This is a genomic window from Paenibacillus aceti (assembly GCF_003614185.1).
In the GTDB taxonomy this organism is placed as follows: Bacteria; Bacillota; Bacilli; order Paenibacillales; family Paenibacillaceae; genus Fontibacillus; species Fontibacillus aceti.
Map to the genome: position 1 here is coordinate 2,225,025 of NZ_KZ987724.1, position 13,130 is coordinate 2,238,154.

General features: G+C 41.0%; 23 protein-coding genes. 1 reads left to right on the top strand and 22 read right to left on the bottom strand.

What is annotated here, in order from left to right; all coding sequences use genetic code 11:
* Positions 1-5: 5 nt before the first annotated feature.
* From BFJ94_RS09970 to BFJ94_RS10030, 14 genes are all read right to left on the bottom strand, one after another.
* Entirely contained in the window at positions 6-1,004 is a 999-nt protein-coding gene (locus BFJ94_RS09970; RefSeq protein ID WP_120462536.1) for a hypothetical protein, read from the bottom strand.
* Positions 1,005-1,060: 56 nt separating this feature from the next.
* Positions 1,061-2,095, bottom strand: a complete 1,035-nt coding sequence (locus BFJ94_RS09975; protein ID WP_120462537.1) for a 3-oxoacyl-ACP reductase — start codon at positions 2,093-2,095, stop codon at positions 1,061-1,063.
* Between the two features lie 38 nt (positions 2,096-2,133).
* On the bottom strand, positions 2,134-3,444 hold the full coding sequence (locus BFJ94_RS09980) for a phage portal protein (protein WP_120462538.1): 1,311 nt from the start codon (positions 3,442-3,444) through the stop codon (positions 2,134-2,136).
* 117 nt (positions 3,445-3,561) lie between these two features.
* Positions 3,562-3,876 (bottom strand): hypothetical protein, encoded by a 315-nt coding sequence (locus BFJ94_RS09985; RefSeq protein WP_120462539.1) that lies wholly within the window; start codon positions 3,874-3,876, stop codon positions 3,562-3,564.
* A gap of 47 nt (positions 3,877-3,923) precedes the next feature.
* Entirely contained in the window at positions 3,924-5,345 is a 1,422-nt protein-coding gene (locus BFJ94_RS09990) for a terminase large subunit domain-containing protein (RefSeq protein WP_120462540.1), read from the bottom strand.
* Positions 5,342-6,136, bottom strand: a complete 795-nt coding sequence (locus BFJ94_RS09995) for a phage terminase small subunit-related protein (protein WP_120462541.1) — start codon at positions 6,134-6,136, stop codon at positions 5,342-5,344. The genes BFJ94_RS09990 and BFJ94_RS09995 overlap by 4 nt, the downstream gene beginning before the upstream one ends.
* Before the next feature lie 977 nt (positions 6,137-7,113).
* Complete coding sequence (locus BFJ94_RS10000) at positions 7,114-7,752, bottom strand: hypothetical protein (protein ID WP_120462542.1); 639 nt, start codon at positions 7,750-7,752, stop codon at positions 7,114-7,116.
* A gap of 2 nt (positions 7,753-7,754) precedes the next feature.
* Positions 7,755-7,991 (bottom strand): hypothetical protein, encoded by a 237-nt coding sequence (locus tag BFJ94_RS10005; RefSeq protein ID WP_120462543.1) that lies wholly within the window; start codon positions 7,989-7,991, stop codon positions 7,755-7,757.
* Positions 7,992-8,055: 64 nt separating this feature from the next.
* Entirely contained in the window at positions 8,056-8,181 is a 126-nt protein-coding gene (locus BFJ94_RS26065) for a hypothetical protein (RefSeq protein WP_268238148.1), read from the bottom strand.
* Positions 8,178-8,519, bottom strand: coding sequence for a hypothetical protein (locus BFJ94_RS10010; RefSeq protein ID WP_120462544.1), 342 nt, complete (start codon positions 8,517-8,519; stop codon positions 8,178-8,180). Before BFJ94_RS10010 ends, BFJ94_RS26065 begins: the two co-directional genes overlap by 4 nt.
* A 131-nt stretch (positions 8,520-8,650) precedes the next feature.
* Positions 8,651-8,980 (bottom strand): hypothetical protein, encoded by a 330-nt coding sequence (locus BFJ94_RS10015; RefSeq protein ID WP_120462545.1) that lies wholly within the window; start codon positions 8,978-8,980, stop codon positions 8,651-8,653.
* 6 nt (positions 8,981-8,986) lie between these two features.
* A complete protein-coding gene (locus BFJ94_RS10020; RefSeq protein ID WP_120462546.1) occupies positions 8,987-9,223 on the bottom strand; it encodes a hypothetical protein in 237 nt (78 codons plus the stop codon).
* 48 nt (positions 9,224-9,271) lie between these two features.
* Positions 9,272-9,466 carry a hypothetical protein gene (locus BFJ94_RS10025; protein WP_120462547.1) on the bottom strand — a complete coding sequence of 65 codons (195 nt, stop codon included), beginning with the start codon at positions 9,464-9,466 and terminating at the stop codon, positions 9,272-9,274.
* A 134-nt stretch (positions 9,467-9,600) separates the two neighbouring features.
* Positions 9,601-9,951, bottom strand: a complete 351-nt coding sequence (locus tag BFJ94_RS10030) for a hypothetical protein (RefSeq protein WP_120462548.1) — start codon at positions 9,949-9,951, stop codon at positions 9,601-9,603.
* 147 nt (positions 9,952-10,098) lie between these two features.
* On the opposite strand from BFJ94_RS10030, the gene BFJ94_RS25355 reads away from it, so the two are divergent.
* The gene (locus BFJ94_RS25355; RefSeq protein WP_162944227.1) at positions 10,099-10,266 is read left to right on the top strand and encodes a hypothetical protein; all 168 of its coding nucleotides are present in this window, start codon (positions 10,099-10,101) and stop codon (positions 10,264-10,266) included.
* Positions 10,267-10,303: 37 nt separating this feature from the next.
* Here BFJ94_RS25355 and BFJ94_RS25360 read toward each other — a convergent pair whose 3' ends face one another.
* The 8 genes from BFJ94_RS25360 to BFJ94_RS10065 all read right to left on the bottom strand — a co-directional run bounded on the left by BFJ94_RS25360 (position 10,304) and on the right by BFJ94_RS10065 (position 13,130).
* Positions 10,304-10,498 carry a hypothetical protein gene (locus BFJ94_RS25360; protein WP_162944228.1) on the bottom strand — a complete coding sequence of 65 codons (195 nt, stop codon included), beginning with the start codon at positions 10,496-10,498 and terminating at the stop codon, positions 10,304-10,306.
* A 20-nt stretch (positions 10,499-10,518) separates the two neighbouring features.
* Positions 10,519-10,890: a hypothetical protein gene (locus BFJ94_RS10035; protein ID WP_120462549.1), complete on the bottom strand. Its 372-nt coding sequence runs from the start codon at positions 10,888-10,890 to the stop codon at positions 10,519-10,521.
* Positions 10,887-11,345: a hypothetical protein gene (locus BFJ94_RS10040; RefSeq protein WP_120462550.1), complete on the bottom strand. Its 459-nt coding sequence runs from the start codon at positions 11,343-11,345 to the stop codon at positions 10,887-10,889. Before BFJ94_RS10040 ends, BFJ94_RS10035 begins: the two co-directional genes overlap by 4 nt.
* A gap of 35 nt (positions 11,346-11,380) precedes the next feature.
* Positions 11,381-11,617, bottom strand: a complete 237-nt coding sequence (locus BFJ94_RS10045) for a hypothetical protein (protein ID WP_120462551.1) — start codon at positions 11,615-11,617, stop codon at positions 11,381-11,383.
* 51 nt (positions 11,618-11,668) lie between these two features.
* Positions 11,669-11,869: a sporulation protein Cse60 gene (locus BFJ94_RS10050; RefSeq protein ID WP_120462552.1), complete on the bottom strand. Its 201-nt coding sequence runs from the start codon at positions 11,867-11,869 to the stop codon at positions 11,669-11,671.
* Between the two features lie 75 nt (positions 11,870-11,944).
* Positions 11,945-12,358 (bottom strand): hypothetical protein, encoded by a 414-nt coding sequence (locus tag BFJ94_RS10055; protein WP_120462553.1) that lies wholly within the window; start codon positions 12,356-12,358, stop codon positions 11,945-11,947.
* Positions 12,355-12,801, bottom strand: a complete 447-nt coding sequence (locus BFJ94_RS10060) for an ASCH domain-containing protein (RefSeq protein ID WP_120462554.1) — start codon at positions 12,799-12,801, stop codon at positions 12,355-12,357. Before BFJ94_RS10060 ends, BFJ94_RS10055 begins: the two co-directional genes overlap by 4 nt.
* Before the next feature lie 11 nt (positions 12,802-12,812).
* On the bottom strand, positions 12,813-13,130 hold the full coding sequence (locus BFJ94_RS10065) for a hypothetical protein (RefSeq protein WP_120462555.1): 318 nt from the start codon (positions 13,128-13,130) through the stop codon (positions 12,813-12,815).

The following is a 13,130-nucleotide window of genomic DNA, read 5'->3' on the forward strand; positions in this document are numbered from 1 at the left end:
GATTATTAGCCAATTTTAGCTATAGTAGGACGAATAATCTTGCCGTATGCATGAGCATATGAGGCTCCTTTAGCAACCGGAGCGCCGTATTTGATACCAATGTATTTCATTTGAAGGTCTGATACCGTTCCAAGTTCAAACAGGAAAGCATCTTTACGACCAACGTAGTGATACTCAATCATCGGCTCTGTTACAATTGCAATACCATAGTCTGTCATTGTATTGTCTGTAGAGTTTGCCTCAGATAAAATGAACGGTTCTGGAATAATAGGTAGAATGCCAGCAGAAGTCATTACAGCTCTTACTTCCAAACCAGCAACCGTAGTTTTTGTAAGTCCAGCAATTTGAGTGTTATTGTTTGCCGCCTCGCGCTCTTCCTCTTCGAGGTAGTAGTGACCGATTGGGTCGATGTAAATAGCTGTAGGTCGAAGTTCGAATTTCTCTGAAGCAACCATCGCGGCAACTTTTGCGCGTATACCTGCAACAATAGAACCATCTGGAGCGATTTCAAATGTGTTCGTGATCTGTTTTGCGATTCCCACATATTGAAGAGTAGTCGGAGCTGCCAGACTCGTGTCAGTCCCCCTCCAAAGCGCCTTGCCGTGCGTCAGCGTAATAGCGTTGATCATATCGTTCAGATCCTTCGCCTTTAACTCGGGGAAGTTGTTTTGCTGCCTAGCTAACTCCAAATCATAGTGACCAAAATTTACTTGGTTAGTCAAAGCCTTTACTTTCAGAGACTTTGGAGAACGGTTATTACTTACTGCTGTAGCCGAAGGATTGCGAGGATCAACGAACTCGCCGCCATTAATTTCTGTTTGTTCGTAGTAAGTTGAGAAGTCGCCTGTAGCTGGAACATAGTTCAAGCGTCCATCCAAGATGGAATTACGGCGCAAAGCGTCAGTGATTTCCTTTTGATAATCGTCAGTGATCAATGCACCAGGGGCTACGATCTGAGCCGCTGCCGCGATATCTACCCAAGTTGTTGAAGATACTCTACTCATGCGTTTACACGCTCCTTATTAATTTTTGGCAATAAAAAAGCAGCAATCCGAATGGATTACTGCTGTTGTTGAGTCAACTCTTTATGTTTGATTTTTAGTGTCATGGACTGCACAGAATCAAGTCCCATCTTATCGACTGCCGCACAGAACGAAGCGTGATCATTACCTTCACCATCATCCAGCTCCTTGCCATACTTCGCAAGAAGTTGAGCTGCCGTAGCAGTCTTTCGTTCCGGCTCAGCTGGTGGCGTTCCTTTAGCTTTCAAATCAGCAATCTCTTTCTTAAGCCTTTCAGCTTCATCTTTAGCAGCTTGAAGTTCAGCGGCAGCCTGTTCCTCTTCCGTTTTCTTGTCTTCGGCTTCCTTAGCTGCCTTCACACTTTCAAGATCGGTTTTGATTTCCCCGACTTCAGTCTTTACCTCACCGATTGCTTTATCAAAGCTTGCCGAAATATCGGACTTAAATCCTTCAAGAATTTCTTTCAGTTCTTTTGGGTCCAAATCGGACACCTCCCCATTTGTTTTATGATTCTTTGCAGCAAATGTCGTTGATTTGAATGCAGCTGAATCAGCGAATAATATTGCTGCTCCAGTTCCACAGAATTCAATAACATCCAGAACATTATCATCATCTTCCGCATTTTTAACGGATGCTGTCATTTCAAGCGAAGCACCAAACTGATATTCAGTCCATCCGTACTCTTCCACTAATCCGTTATAGTAGCGAATCGTCGCGATTACGTCCGGGAAGTCCTTTCCATAGACATAACCATCTACCCATGCATAACCATCAATTGAGCGGTATGCCTTCTCGATCACGGCCACTTTAAACCGTGGATCGTGGTCTGTCATACCATTAACGTAGTCGATATTAAATGCCATCCCAACGAATGTTTGAAGGTATTGATCGCATACGCTTGAACTGATGCGGATCTTCTTACCATTCGCTCCCATTGGTGAGCCATCGCTTGGCTGATCAACGGCGAATAGAGCGCACTTGAAAGGAACCTTATTGGGATGTTCGCTAGCATCCGCTAACTGAAAGCTTTTTACCTTAAGCTTCTCTGTACTCATTTTCAGCGTCTTAAGCAATTTGTCTCACCTCCTTTCAAGGCAAAATAAAAACACCGTTATTCATCGGTGTTAGGTTCGTCAATATTCGGTTCAACAGGATCGTCTGGCGGCTTTCCCTCTGCTGGTTCATTAATGTTAATGACTGCTGTTTTACCAGGCATCAGCAGGACTTCACCATGTTTATTAGGAAGCTCTTTCATTGCCTTGCCGTCTCTTACCTCATCAGGAGTGACAACACGTCTATCAAGGTAAATGGCATCAATATCAGCCTTAAGCTTCTGATGTTTAAGAGATGTCTCGTAATGAAATTTAAATTCCACGGCTCCGCCTAGATGAAATATTCCATCTATGATGTGGTTATTAATATGTTCAACGATGTTTTCAGCGATGGATTGGATTGTGTCGTCGGTATCGTCATCCTCACTGTCTGCTGTACTACGGTTAACATCTTTGGTCTGACCCAGTTTCTTCGGCGAGATATCAAACGCTATAGCTACAATCTCGATTAAGAATCTCTGCCATTCTATGAATAACGCCTTGTCGTCGGTTGCTCCCAAGTCAAGAACAGAAGTTCCTTCGAAACCGCCTATAACAGGCATTTTACCTTGTCCCATTACTTCAGAAGTCCAGTATGAAATGAATGCTTTTACAGCTTCTTTATCTGCGCCTTTTCCGAGATTAATTAACTTCTTGAGAAACGTATTCTTTGCCTGTTTACCTGCCGCACGGTGAGATTCAATGAAGTTATTTACCGATTCCCAAACCGTTTCTAGCGGCGCAAGTCCAAAAGGTGTGTTTGTTCTCGGATTCATTCGGATATACATCATTTCAGAAGCTTTTAATGAGACATGTTTGCCATTAACGCGCTGTGCATAACGGTATGAATCTGGTTTCCCATCCCAATCTGGGTACAAATCAATTGAGAAGCTATCTGTCGGATACATCCTGAATGGTCTCTGCGGATCTCCAGCCTTAAGGATCTCTGACGACCCAGCGCTGCAAACAAGCATATCTTCAACAATTTGTTCAAGCCACGTGCGAAATGAATCAGCTGGGTTAGGCTTAAGGAGTGACCTTTCAATAATCTTACATACTTCTTTGTATTTATCAGAGTCATTCTCATCAATTGCAGCTACTGACCAGTTAAGCTTTGTTATCCCGTTCTTAATGACGTTGATCGCGCGACGAGGAATAGGTGATTCTGATAATAATCTAAGGTTAGCCGCAGTCCTCTTCGGTACAGGCTGATTATTGCCCTTGCTCATCATAATTCCGAAAGGAAAAGGAAAACTCTCTGTCTGCCGATCCGGTTCATTCTTAGTGCGTCCAGCTTCCAACCAATCTATTACCCATTGTCTTAAACCCAACTCATCCCCTCCTTCCCAGAAACATAAAAAAGAGGCTCAGGAAAATTCCTGACCTCAATTAGTCATTCTTATCTGTATAAAATATATCATTTGATTATTGCTAGATTACTACGGATTTTATTGATTCAGTTTCTTCTTAACATAAATAGCCCCAGCAGCTTGCTTCATTTCAGTCCATGACTTGAATTTTGTGTATTCAAGCACGTATTCATCTAGTTTTGACTCATCGATGCTTTCAAAATCTTCTTGAGTTTTGATTTGGAAAGGACTGTTATCAAAAAATTCCGTTATGTTGCTGAAACTTGTATTAGCAGACATGAAATCAGCGTTGAATAATTCTTCAAACTTAACTTCACCATCAACTTGCTTTTTGATATTTTCTGTTATTCTTTTTAGTTGCTTCTCTAGATCGTTCAAACCAGTAATTTTCATGTGTATCACCTCCTGCTACTATGTTCGACATATGTTAACAAAAACCTTTAGGATGTTATCGAACCAAAAGCGAATCCAGTATCAGTTTTACGATCATTATAAATAGCGTATCGCTTTGAGTCTTGTGTATGATTATTCTTGTCTTCTGGAGTTTCAGAGTGCTGCCCATCTCTATTTTCTTTCCATTTATAGTTTTCAGTTTCTTTGATCTCATTTTTACATTCGCGATTAACGTACAAATTTGGTCTGCCGGTTCCTGATTTTACCTTATACAGACTTGCAACTTCCTTGATACCGGGGCCTATAGCATTATCCGCTTCCTTAACTGGTAAATCATACTTTCTATACGTACTAATGTATTCCGGTTCTGAAGGATCGGCCCATATTTCATCAAAATGATATTTGGAATCAAACTCCTTGTAACGCTTAACCAAACAATCTTCTAGTTTTCCGTTATCATCTACAACCAGGACATTTATATGCTGGACATATGATTCTTCTACAATGTAATAATCTTCATCAGTACAGCCTATAACAAGCAACACGGCAGGATCGTTCCATCCATGGTCCATCCCTCCGATAAATCTATTGAATATAATGTCCTTCTGTTCTCCGTTAGCATAGGTTACTTCATACAAGTTCATTCCGGCATCAATGCATTTCATAGATACTAAATGGACATCACGCCTAAATTCATCATAAACTTGACCATGAAACACGTTAAACTTCGCGTATATTTCGCGCTGAACATACCTATCTGGATAGGTTTCAATCATTCGTTGAATGTTTCTTTGTAACTCTGGGATCGGGTTATCAATAGAGGTCCAGTAGAAGTTTCGCCACTCTGGATCATTTTGATATTGTTCATCTTCTAATCCAGCATCGATCCATTGCCCCTTAAGAACGATTTCTTCTGCGAACCAGTTAATACCCTCCGGAGTAGTAGTCCATACGCTCCAACCGCCTTTATCTGCCAATGCATAGGCTAAATAACCAGACCAAGTTTCTGCTTTCATCTTGGACGCTTCATCCAACCAAACGCCATCTAACCCCTTACCTACGAGCGATTTTGGTTTATCTGCTGATTTAAATTGAATAAGGACCCATCCTTTTAACCATACACGGTTTTTGGACAGGTCCCATGATTCAATCATTTCTTCGGGTAATACATCTGATAATTCTTCTTGTTGGATTTCTGACATAGCATATGTTGGAGAAATACACCAATATTCAAGTCGAGGTTTAGGCTTCTTCATCTTCTTCAGGTTTTTAGGTGGTCGATAGGGAAGTCCTTTTCCGTGTTCAATATCATCAAGAATATTATCGAAGAACTTGCGCGCCCCAACATTCGTTTTTCCTCCGCGTCGCCCACAATTCAGAACGTTATTACGCGCTCTGCTTTCCATAACCTCAATTTGCTTGTCGTGAGGTTTCCAATCGGCAAAGGGATCAACTTCAACAAGCGTCATTTAGACCACCTTCTTACAACAACCTCTGTAGGTTTATCTTCTTCATCCTCTAATTTGGAACGCTCCAATTCAAATTTTTGTTGATCTTTCTCATCAAGAATTCGAAGCGTCTGGCGTTGAGCCTTCTGAATTTTTTCGAATGAATTCACAACATTGACCAACTTAGCATCATTCAAAGCATCTACGGTTTCCACGATGATCTTTTCATCAAATTCACCCGGACCGTATCCGGTACGTAATTTTTCAACTACCTTATAAAATTCGCGGTCGTCGTTGATTGCATCCTCAACGATTTTGAGAAGCTTGTCAGAGATGCGTAAATGTCGTGCTGTTGCTCGCGCAATGTCGTTACTCAATAGATGTGTTGTAATTTCAGCACTTTTTTCCTTCACACCCTCTGTATGCTTTCTTCGCTTCTCCACCCAATTATGTTCTGCTGAATATTTCATTATAGAACTAGAACTGATTCCGTATTTTTTTGCAAGCTGCTCCAATGTCCAACCTTTTTTTCTGATATCAGTGACATAATCATTTTCAATTTCCGCCCAAGATATTCCTTCTAGCTCCGTTCCGTTTGATTCGGAACGTTCCGTATTTATTGGAGCGTTCTTTTCTTCAGATTGGAACGTTCCGTTCCGTTGGTCATCCCATTTATCTTTAGCCTTCCATCCTCTAATCGTTCCATCTGCAACGCCTAGCTGTGTGGCGATGTCAATTAGACTGATTTCGCCATTAGAGGATAAGTATATTTCTTTTGCTTTATCTCTATTAGGATCTCTTTGACGGCCCATATCTTATTGATCACCACCTTGTTATTATTCGGCCCCCGCTGCGCTAAGCTGATTCGGTCGATTCGGGGGCCTTCGGCCAATTACATCAGTTTTACGATGGTAAGGTAAATTTTCCTGAGCAAAGAAAAAGCCGCCTATTGGCGACTGAACCACTTCAACTTCTCTTCTTCATTCAATTCCTCTTCGATCTCTTTTTCGTACTCTTCCAAGTCTTTGATGGCTTCCTGATGCACCCTGTATGCCTCATCGCTATTAAAGCTATTCTTAGCAAACCACATTAAACGTTCTTTCATGAATGCATTGAGTCGTTTTAACTTCTCTTTTTTCTTTATCCACTATATCACCTCAAGTGTATTTTAAATTATGTACGCCGACACTTATTTACGCGGTCGGCAGCGCCCAGGATCTCACTCTTTAACCGTTCTGGTCACGGCCTGTTAAGGGAGGAGTGGATAACAAGAGTGGAGTAACGAATATGTTAAGGTTAGAATTACCTGTGTTGAATGTGATCTAATGAGTATTGTTTGGTGCAATTAAAAAATCTTACTTTCACGACTTTTATGCCGTCCATCGTTTTCCGATTCACACTGATAATCTCGCCGTATTCATGTGTAATCTTGTTACCCTTCTGGAATCCGAACTGTCGTTTATCTCCAACTTTCATTCGATCACCTCACGGGTATAATTAAGCGGTAATTATACGGATACCGCCAATCCGTCCGGTTCAGGCTTTTTGTGGAGGGAAAACAGCACCAGCCAACGCGAAACCCTCACAGTAATAAGATGTGGGCAAGGATTTGCACCTTGCACGATGCTCTACCTTATCCGAGTGATCAAACCGCTATGTCGCGACCATAACGGTTGGAGCATCCACTCGCCAGCGTCTACCTATTCCGCCACCACATCATTCAATATTCTTATTTCATGTTTTATTATAAATCCTATTCAATACGTTATCGCTACGGATTATCAGGTCGTTAGCTCGCTCCGGGCAATCGTAATCCTATTTCTCCTTCTTCGCTGCGCCCATTTCCATAGGTGATTATCACACAATCCAAAGTGCGATTGATCTTAAGGCTGTTTGCTAAGTTAGAAATAGCTTTGCGGCGCTTGTCTGCGAATGTTGTCGCGGAGATAGGATAGATATCTTTCCTGTACCCTTTGCTCAAGTATTCCTGAGCTTTGAGATACTTCATGCCATCCAGAAATAGAAGCTTTGCAATCAATCCTTCATGCGGATCTCTCAGGTTATTGATTGCGAATTTAATATTATTTGAAATGAAGAGATAGTATTTATAATTGGTATGCCGCTTGTCTTTGAGTACCACGGAATTTGCCGTTACGTCAGCGGTCAGTTCTTGGCCTGTTTCCCTTTTTCCGGCTGTCCCCTCAGCCGTGAGTAGCTGGTATGCATCCAAGCCGTTCTCGATCTGGCTCAAAGCGAATTCATAGTTCTTGATGATGTCGATCATGTCAGTGTACTTGCCTAAGAGCCATTTAGTTTTACGAACATCATCGGCATTTATATCATCGAAGAATGTTATTTGAATGATTTTATCTGTATCTAATACATCATCGTTAATTTCACTTGATTGCACTTCTTGATGACTGTTCATGTCTACTCCTCCCCTGTAAACCAATCAAATCCTTCTGTCGGATCAGGGAGATTTAACTCTGCATAGTGTGTAACGTTATTGATTAAAGTAATGCTGTCCTTTTGCTCCCAATATAATTGTGCGTGTTTAACATCAAATAAAAGTATGGCACTAAATACGCTACCATCTATACGATGTACTAAAAATGCTTTGCCTACTTCTGGCGGATTGTTTTGATTATATATTTTCCAATTAATCATTCCTCTTCCTCCCCTAATACAGCTAATAGAGCAGCTTTACAACGTTCTTGTATCTCTTCATGTGTCATGCTTCTACCTCCTCAACTGGTTCGTCATAAAACCAACCTCCACAACCGTTAATACACTCATAATCCGCAAACTCACTTTCCGACATTTCTTTTCCGCATCCTGGACAAATTGGATTGCTCACTTTGTTTCTCCCTCCTTATCTAAGGGATACAGGGATGATAATAAATCCATTGCCCTGTTCTCACCGTCTGGAATCATCAATAAACCATCATCGATAAGGCTTTCTATTGCTTCACGTAGTTTCTTTTCCCGAATCTGCAAATTTAGTATTTCGCGCTGTTTCTGCTGATTCACTTCGCATAATTTTTTTGTTTCTTGTAGCCAGTATTCTAATGCATATTCAATTGGTTCAGACGGTGCGAACTGACCATGAAACATTGGTTGAATCCCGTTAACAAGCGTTTGAGCAAATTTAAAGTTTTCAACTATCTTCATATCCTTTTCCCAGTCTCTATCCATGGGATATTACCTCCACATCATTCGCAGGAACAACTTGCATATGTCCATGCGGATTGCACTTTGTACATGGCACAAGAATATTAGTACCTTCAATGCGCAAATATTGCTTATCGTCACATTTTTCGCATTTGTCAGTCATGGGATACCTCCAAATCACTTAGATATACCTCGTACTCATCTTTGTCCTTTAATGCAGTAACCATCGGTTCACTCATGATTCTTACCCGACCTAAATCGGAATGAATTGCCTTATCTCCCGGCTTTATGGTTGGTAAGGTGATAGGATCAACATCGAACTTACCTGACTCAATTTGCCTAATAATGTCTGTCAATACTGTTTCACGCCCCAAGTAAAAACGAGTATTCTTTTCGTTAAACTTCTCCTTGATGCAAAACTCTGCTTCCTTTTTTAAGCATTCCAGTAGCCAATCTGCATCTATTAGTCTTAGTTGTTTATACATTACTCTCTAACCTCCCCTAAAACTTGATTCATATAGTGATCCCTGCAAATCTAGTCTGCGTAGATCCTGTAAAAAGTCCTCAATGGCATGTTTGTGGACGGCGTGGTTTTCTTGCTCCAGTTCATACGCCCCCTTTAGATCGGGATCGGTCGTTGCGTGCTTTAGGCGCCTAGCTTCTTCGTACTTTTCCATGTGTAATCTCAAAAGTTCAGTATATTTTTCGATTAACTTCTGCTTAGTCACGCTTTGTATCCCTCCTGGTATGGATAGGAGAGGCGTTTATACCTCTTCCTAAGACTTTTTCAATAGGTTGCTTGCTGATTGTTTTACCACTTCGATTTTTTCTCTGCCTGAAAGATCCGAAAACGCCTCACATACTTCATCTGGTACGCTATCATAATACCCTTCCAGTTCAACGAGATCAGATAAAAAGTCATATCCAGTATTAGATAGCCAATCTACTACAACCCTTTGATTTTTTGTCATATGACTCCTTCCTTTCTAATGCTCCTTTGTAATAGGACAGAGGCTTGGTTATGCCTCTATCCCGACAATAAAATCTTTATACGGCCCCCGCTTCGCTAGGATTATTCGGTCGCTGTCGATGGCCTTCGGCCGTTTTAAGCGTGTGTAAAATCTCTAGCATCAATCCAGCAATCCTCTGAACCATCGTCCCAAACTACAAGAATTTCATGTTCCATTAGTCCATCTGGCATTTCATTAGACTTGATATCAATTACAAATCCCGTATCTTCTGAATAATGTCCGCTGTCCTCATAACTGCTTGAAGTCAGCTCAACGCGGTCATTGATTCCAAACGGCGGTTCTTGAAGATGCTTGATAGCCTGATTTAAATCACATCTATAGTGTCTGATCGCTTGTTTAATGATGTCTGGAGTATCTGGATTTTCTGTATCCCACGTATTCAGATCAGAAAGTGTTTTTTTCATTCCGATAATCATGTGATTCATATCTATCAATCTCCCTTTGGTTTATTTGATGGCCTTCGGCCTAGTGCATCATCGCTTACTCTTCTATAGCCGATCGACAAAACCTTACAAAACTAACCTCTATCATTCTGCCGCTGGCCATATTAAAATTGATGCGAGGTGATATAAATGAATAACAATATCAAATTCTTGCATGAATTATCTTTATTGGGCGACTCAGGAGTCGACCCATACGAAGAATTCAAACAATCTCTTCTAGCTCAAGGCGTCAATGAACTTGATGCCACACACGAAACCGCATTATTCATGAATATGGTCTGCGATATGATGGATTAATGGGCAATCTGCCCATTCCATCTTCGCTATCCTAGGGCTACTTGCTTACCCTGAATAATCGTTTATGACAACCTGCACAGTATGCGTATTTACCGCCCCTATAGGTCAAGCCTTCATACATTTCTCCATTCTCTGCTTCTGTGCCATCGAAATTGGAATACGCTCTAGAAGGCCCGCTGACTTGATACTTTTGATAATAAGAACCGCCTCCACAATGTGGACACTCTTTCATTTGTTTTACATCCTCTATACTCATTCCTTATCAGCCTTTCTCAGTACTCTGTACGCAATGCCTAAAGCGTCACCCATCGCATAGCATTCCGGTATTTTTCGGGCATATTTGTCATATAAATCTCTATCTGCAAAGTACAAAGAGTGCCAAATATCACTTCTACCTGAAAGATGTTTTCCAAATAAGTTCTTGCTATAATCCATCTGAAATTCCCTATAGTCTGGGTTTCTGAACATTGCCCAAATCTTCCCGATATGTCTCCTGTGATGCCACGCAGCATATGTCTTAATCAGAAGCATTGCTAACGCCTTGTTATCCTCGCATCTTTCCAACAACTCACTTTTAAATTCGATCCTTGATTGTTTGTATCTTCGCTTTAGGATTTTACTCATTCCTTATCACCTTCCCCTAACGTAGCGTCAATTTCCTTGATAGCATCCTCACCTGTATTAATTACTAAATATGGACTTTCTGCATAGAGCCCTATTCTTTGGATGTTGCGCTTTGCTTCTTCTAGTGCTTTACGTAGGCCAGAGCATTCCTCAATCATTTTGCTCAGACGTTCATCACGCCTATCAATCATTCGTCTTAACTCCGCTGCTTCTTTCTCTTTCTTTAGGTACTGCCGATCTGCATTATCAAATGCTTTTTCCCACTTTTTAGATTGTTCTTCCAACCGTTCTATGGTTGCGTCCTTCTCGGTAAGCTGCCGCTGAGACTTTTCTGCAATTTCGATCAGCATGATTACATCCTTTGGTTCAAGGCTTAAAACTTCACCAGTGCTTAATAATGCCCTAAAATCGCTAGTAGCCTGATTCAACGCATTTTTGACTACTTCCCATTCCATTCCTTTCACCTCTCCCCTCTATGGGTTTATAGTGTTCAGTCAATGTAATTTCCGTTTTCATCAAGTTGCATCACGATGTTTTCTTTTCCATCAATCACGACTTCCGCTGTGCCAAGTTCTCTCAAATCTTCGCTTTCATAGCTGTACAATTTCCCACGGAGGGTAGTTTGTAATGATTGAGGCTCGAATATCATTTTAGTGCAGATCACAAATTGATAGCAGCTATCTACTTGATATAAAAATGGTACTGGCAACTTTACATAACCGTTCATGTGTTTATTCATCCTTTCAGGTGGGATAAAGCCTGTGTCCGGTCTATATTGTTACTCATGGGTATTAGCCTCCTTGTAGATAATGAGGGCCGAACCCCAAAATCGCTGACCAACCAAAGTTGACGCATACTTTATATCAATGATTTCAAATTCGTTCATTTGATTTACGGCACGATTCACAGCTTCATCAACTCGACTATATTGATTTTCATATACGGCAATTGTCTTGATTTCGCTCGCTTTACCTAACATGTGGATTCCTCCTTGTATTTTCATCTGAAAACTAAGATTTAGAAGTTGACTATTCCGCAATCCTACCAAATCGGGTTAATTATTTTGTGAATAAATATTCCCAATCAGCTTGGAATCAGCTATCCAGTCATAAGCACCGTCGCTTTCAACTAATTCTGACATCCATACATATCCATCTTCGAAAGAGTCTGAGACAAGCACAAAGCCACATATACTGTACTCGATCTTACAAGTGATTAATTCATCTTCATATTTAAGTTCAATAATGTCTCCAGACCAAAGTTTGCTATATCCGTTGTCTGTTTCATGGCCATCTTCACATCCGGTAAACATTCCTGCTGTCTCTTTCTTTATCTCTTGCATCTTAATATGACCGCCGTCATCAAGATAAGATATTGCTAGAGATCCGCTTTTACTGACTTTTACTAATGAACCAAATATAAATTCATTAGTATCTTTAGGTATCCCTCGAAATTTAGTAGGAATCAACCCAATCCCTCCCAATTCCATAGTCCTTGTTGCCCTTTAGCCGGAATAGGCTCAGTTATCAGTCGTACCGTGCGCAGTTCCCAAGCGTAGCGCCCTTCCTCATACCAGCCAAAGGCGAATTCGTCTCCCTCAACGTGCATTGCTATTTCGCCATTCTGATTTACTGAGCCAGCAAAACTGTCTCTGGCAACTGTTATCTGATGCACTTCTTCCAAATTGCACACGGTCACTATTGCGCCAGTAGGAAGGTTATCCGCAGTGTATCCCTGCCGTTCCAGCGCTCTGCTGATCTCCGGCTGCATGCAAGCTTCCTTATCGATCTTCTTACCAGCGTGTATTGCAATCAGCCCTCTATATTTCGTAGGCCAACTCCGTGTCTCAAATCGTTTTTCCCCGAGCGCGATCAACGTTGCCCACGGTTGAATAATAGTAATAGCTTTCATAGTTTATCCTCCTAACTAAGCCCTGCGAGGGCATATACAAGATTTACTTGCTGCCAACCAACAAGCTCTTTCAACTCTTCTTCTGTCTTCTTGTTAGCCAACTCTTTGACCTTGGCCATGAATTCATCTTTATTAACATCAAGTCTATAGAACAAAGCTTTCAAGGATATCTCACACATTTCCTTATCCTTGATATATTTTCTGCAATATTCATCAAACATTACTTCATCGATCATTTGCTCAATATCTTTTGAAGAAAATCCATACATTTTAGCAGTAAAATAAACCATCGGATACTTGTTATGAAACTCCATATCAGTTCCGTGCAT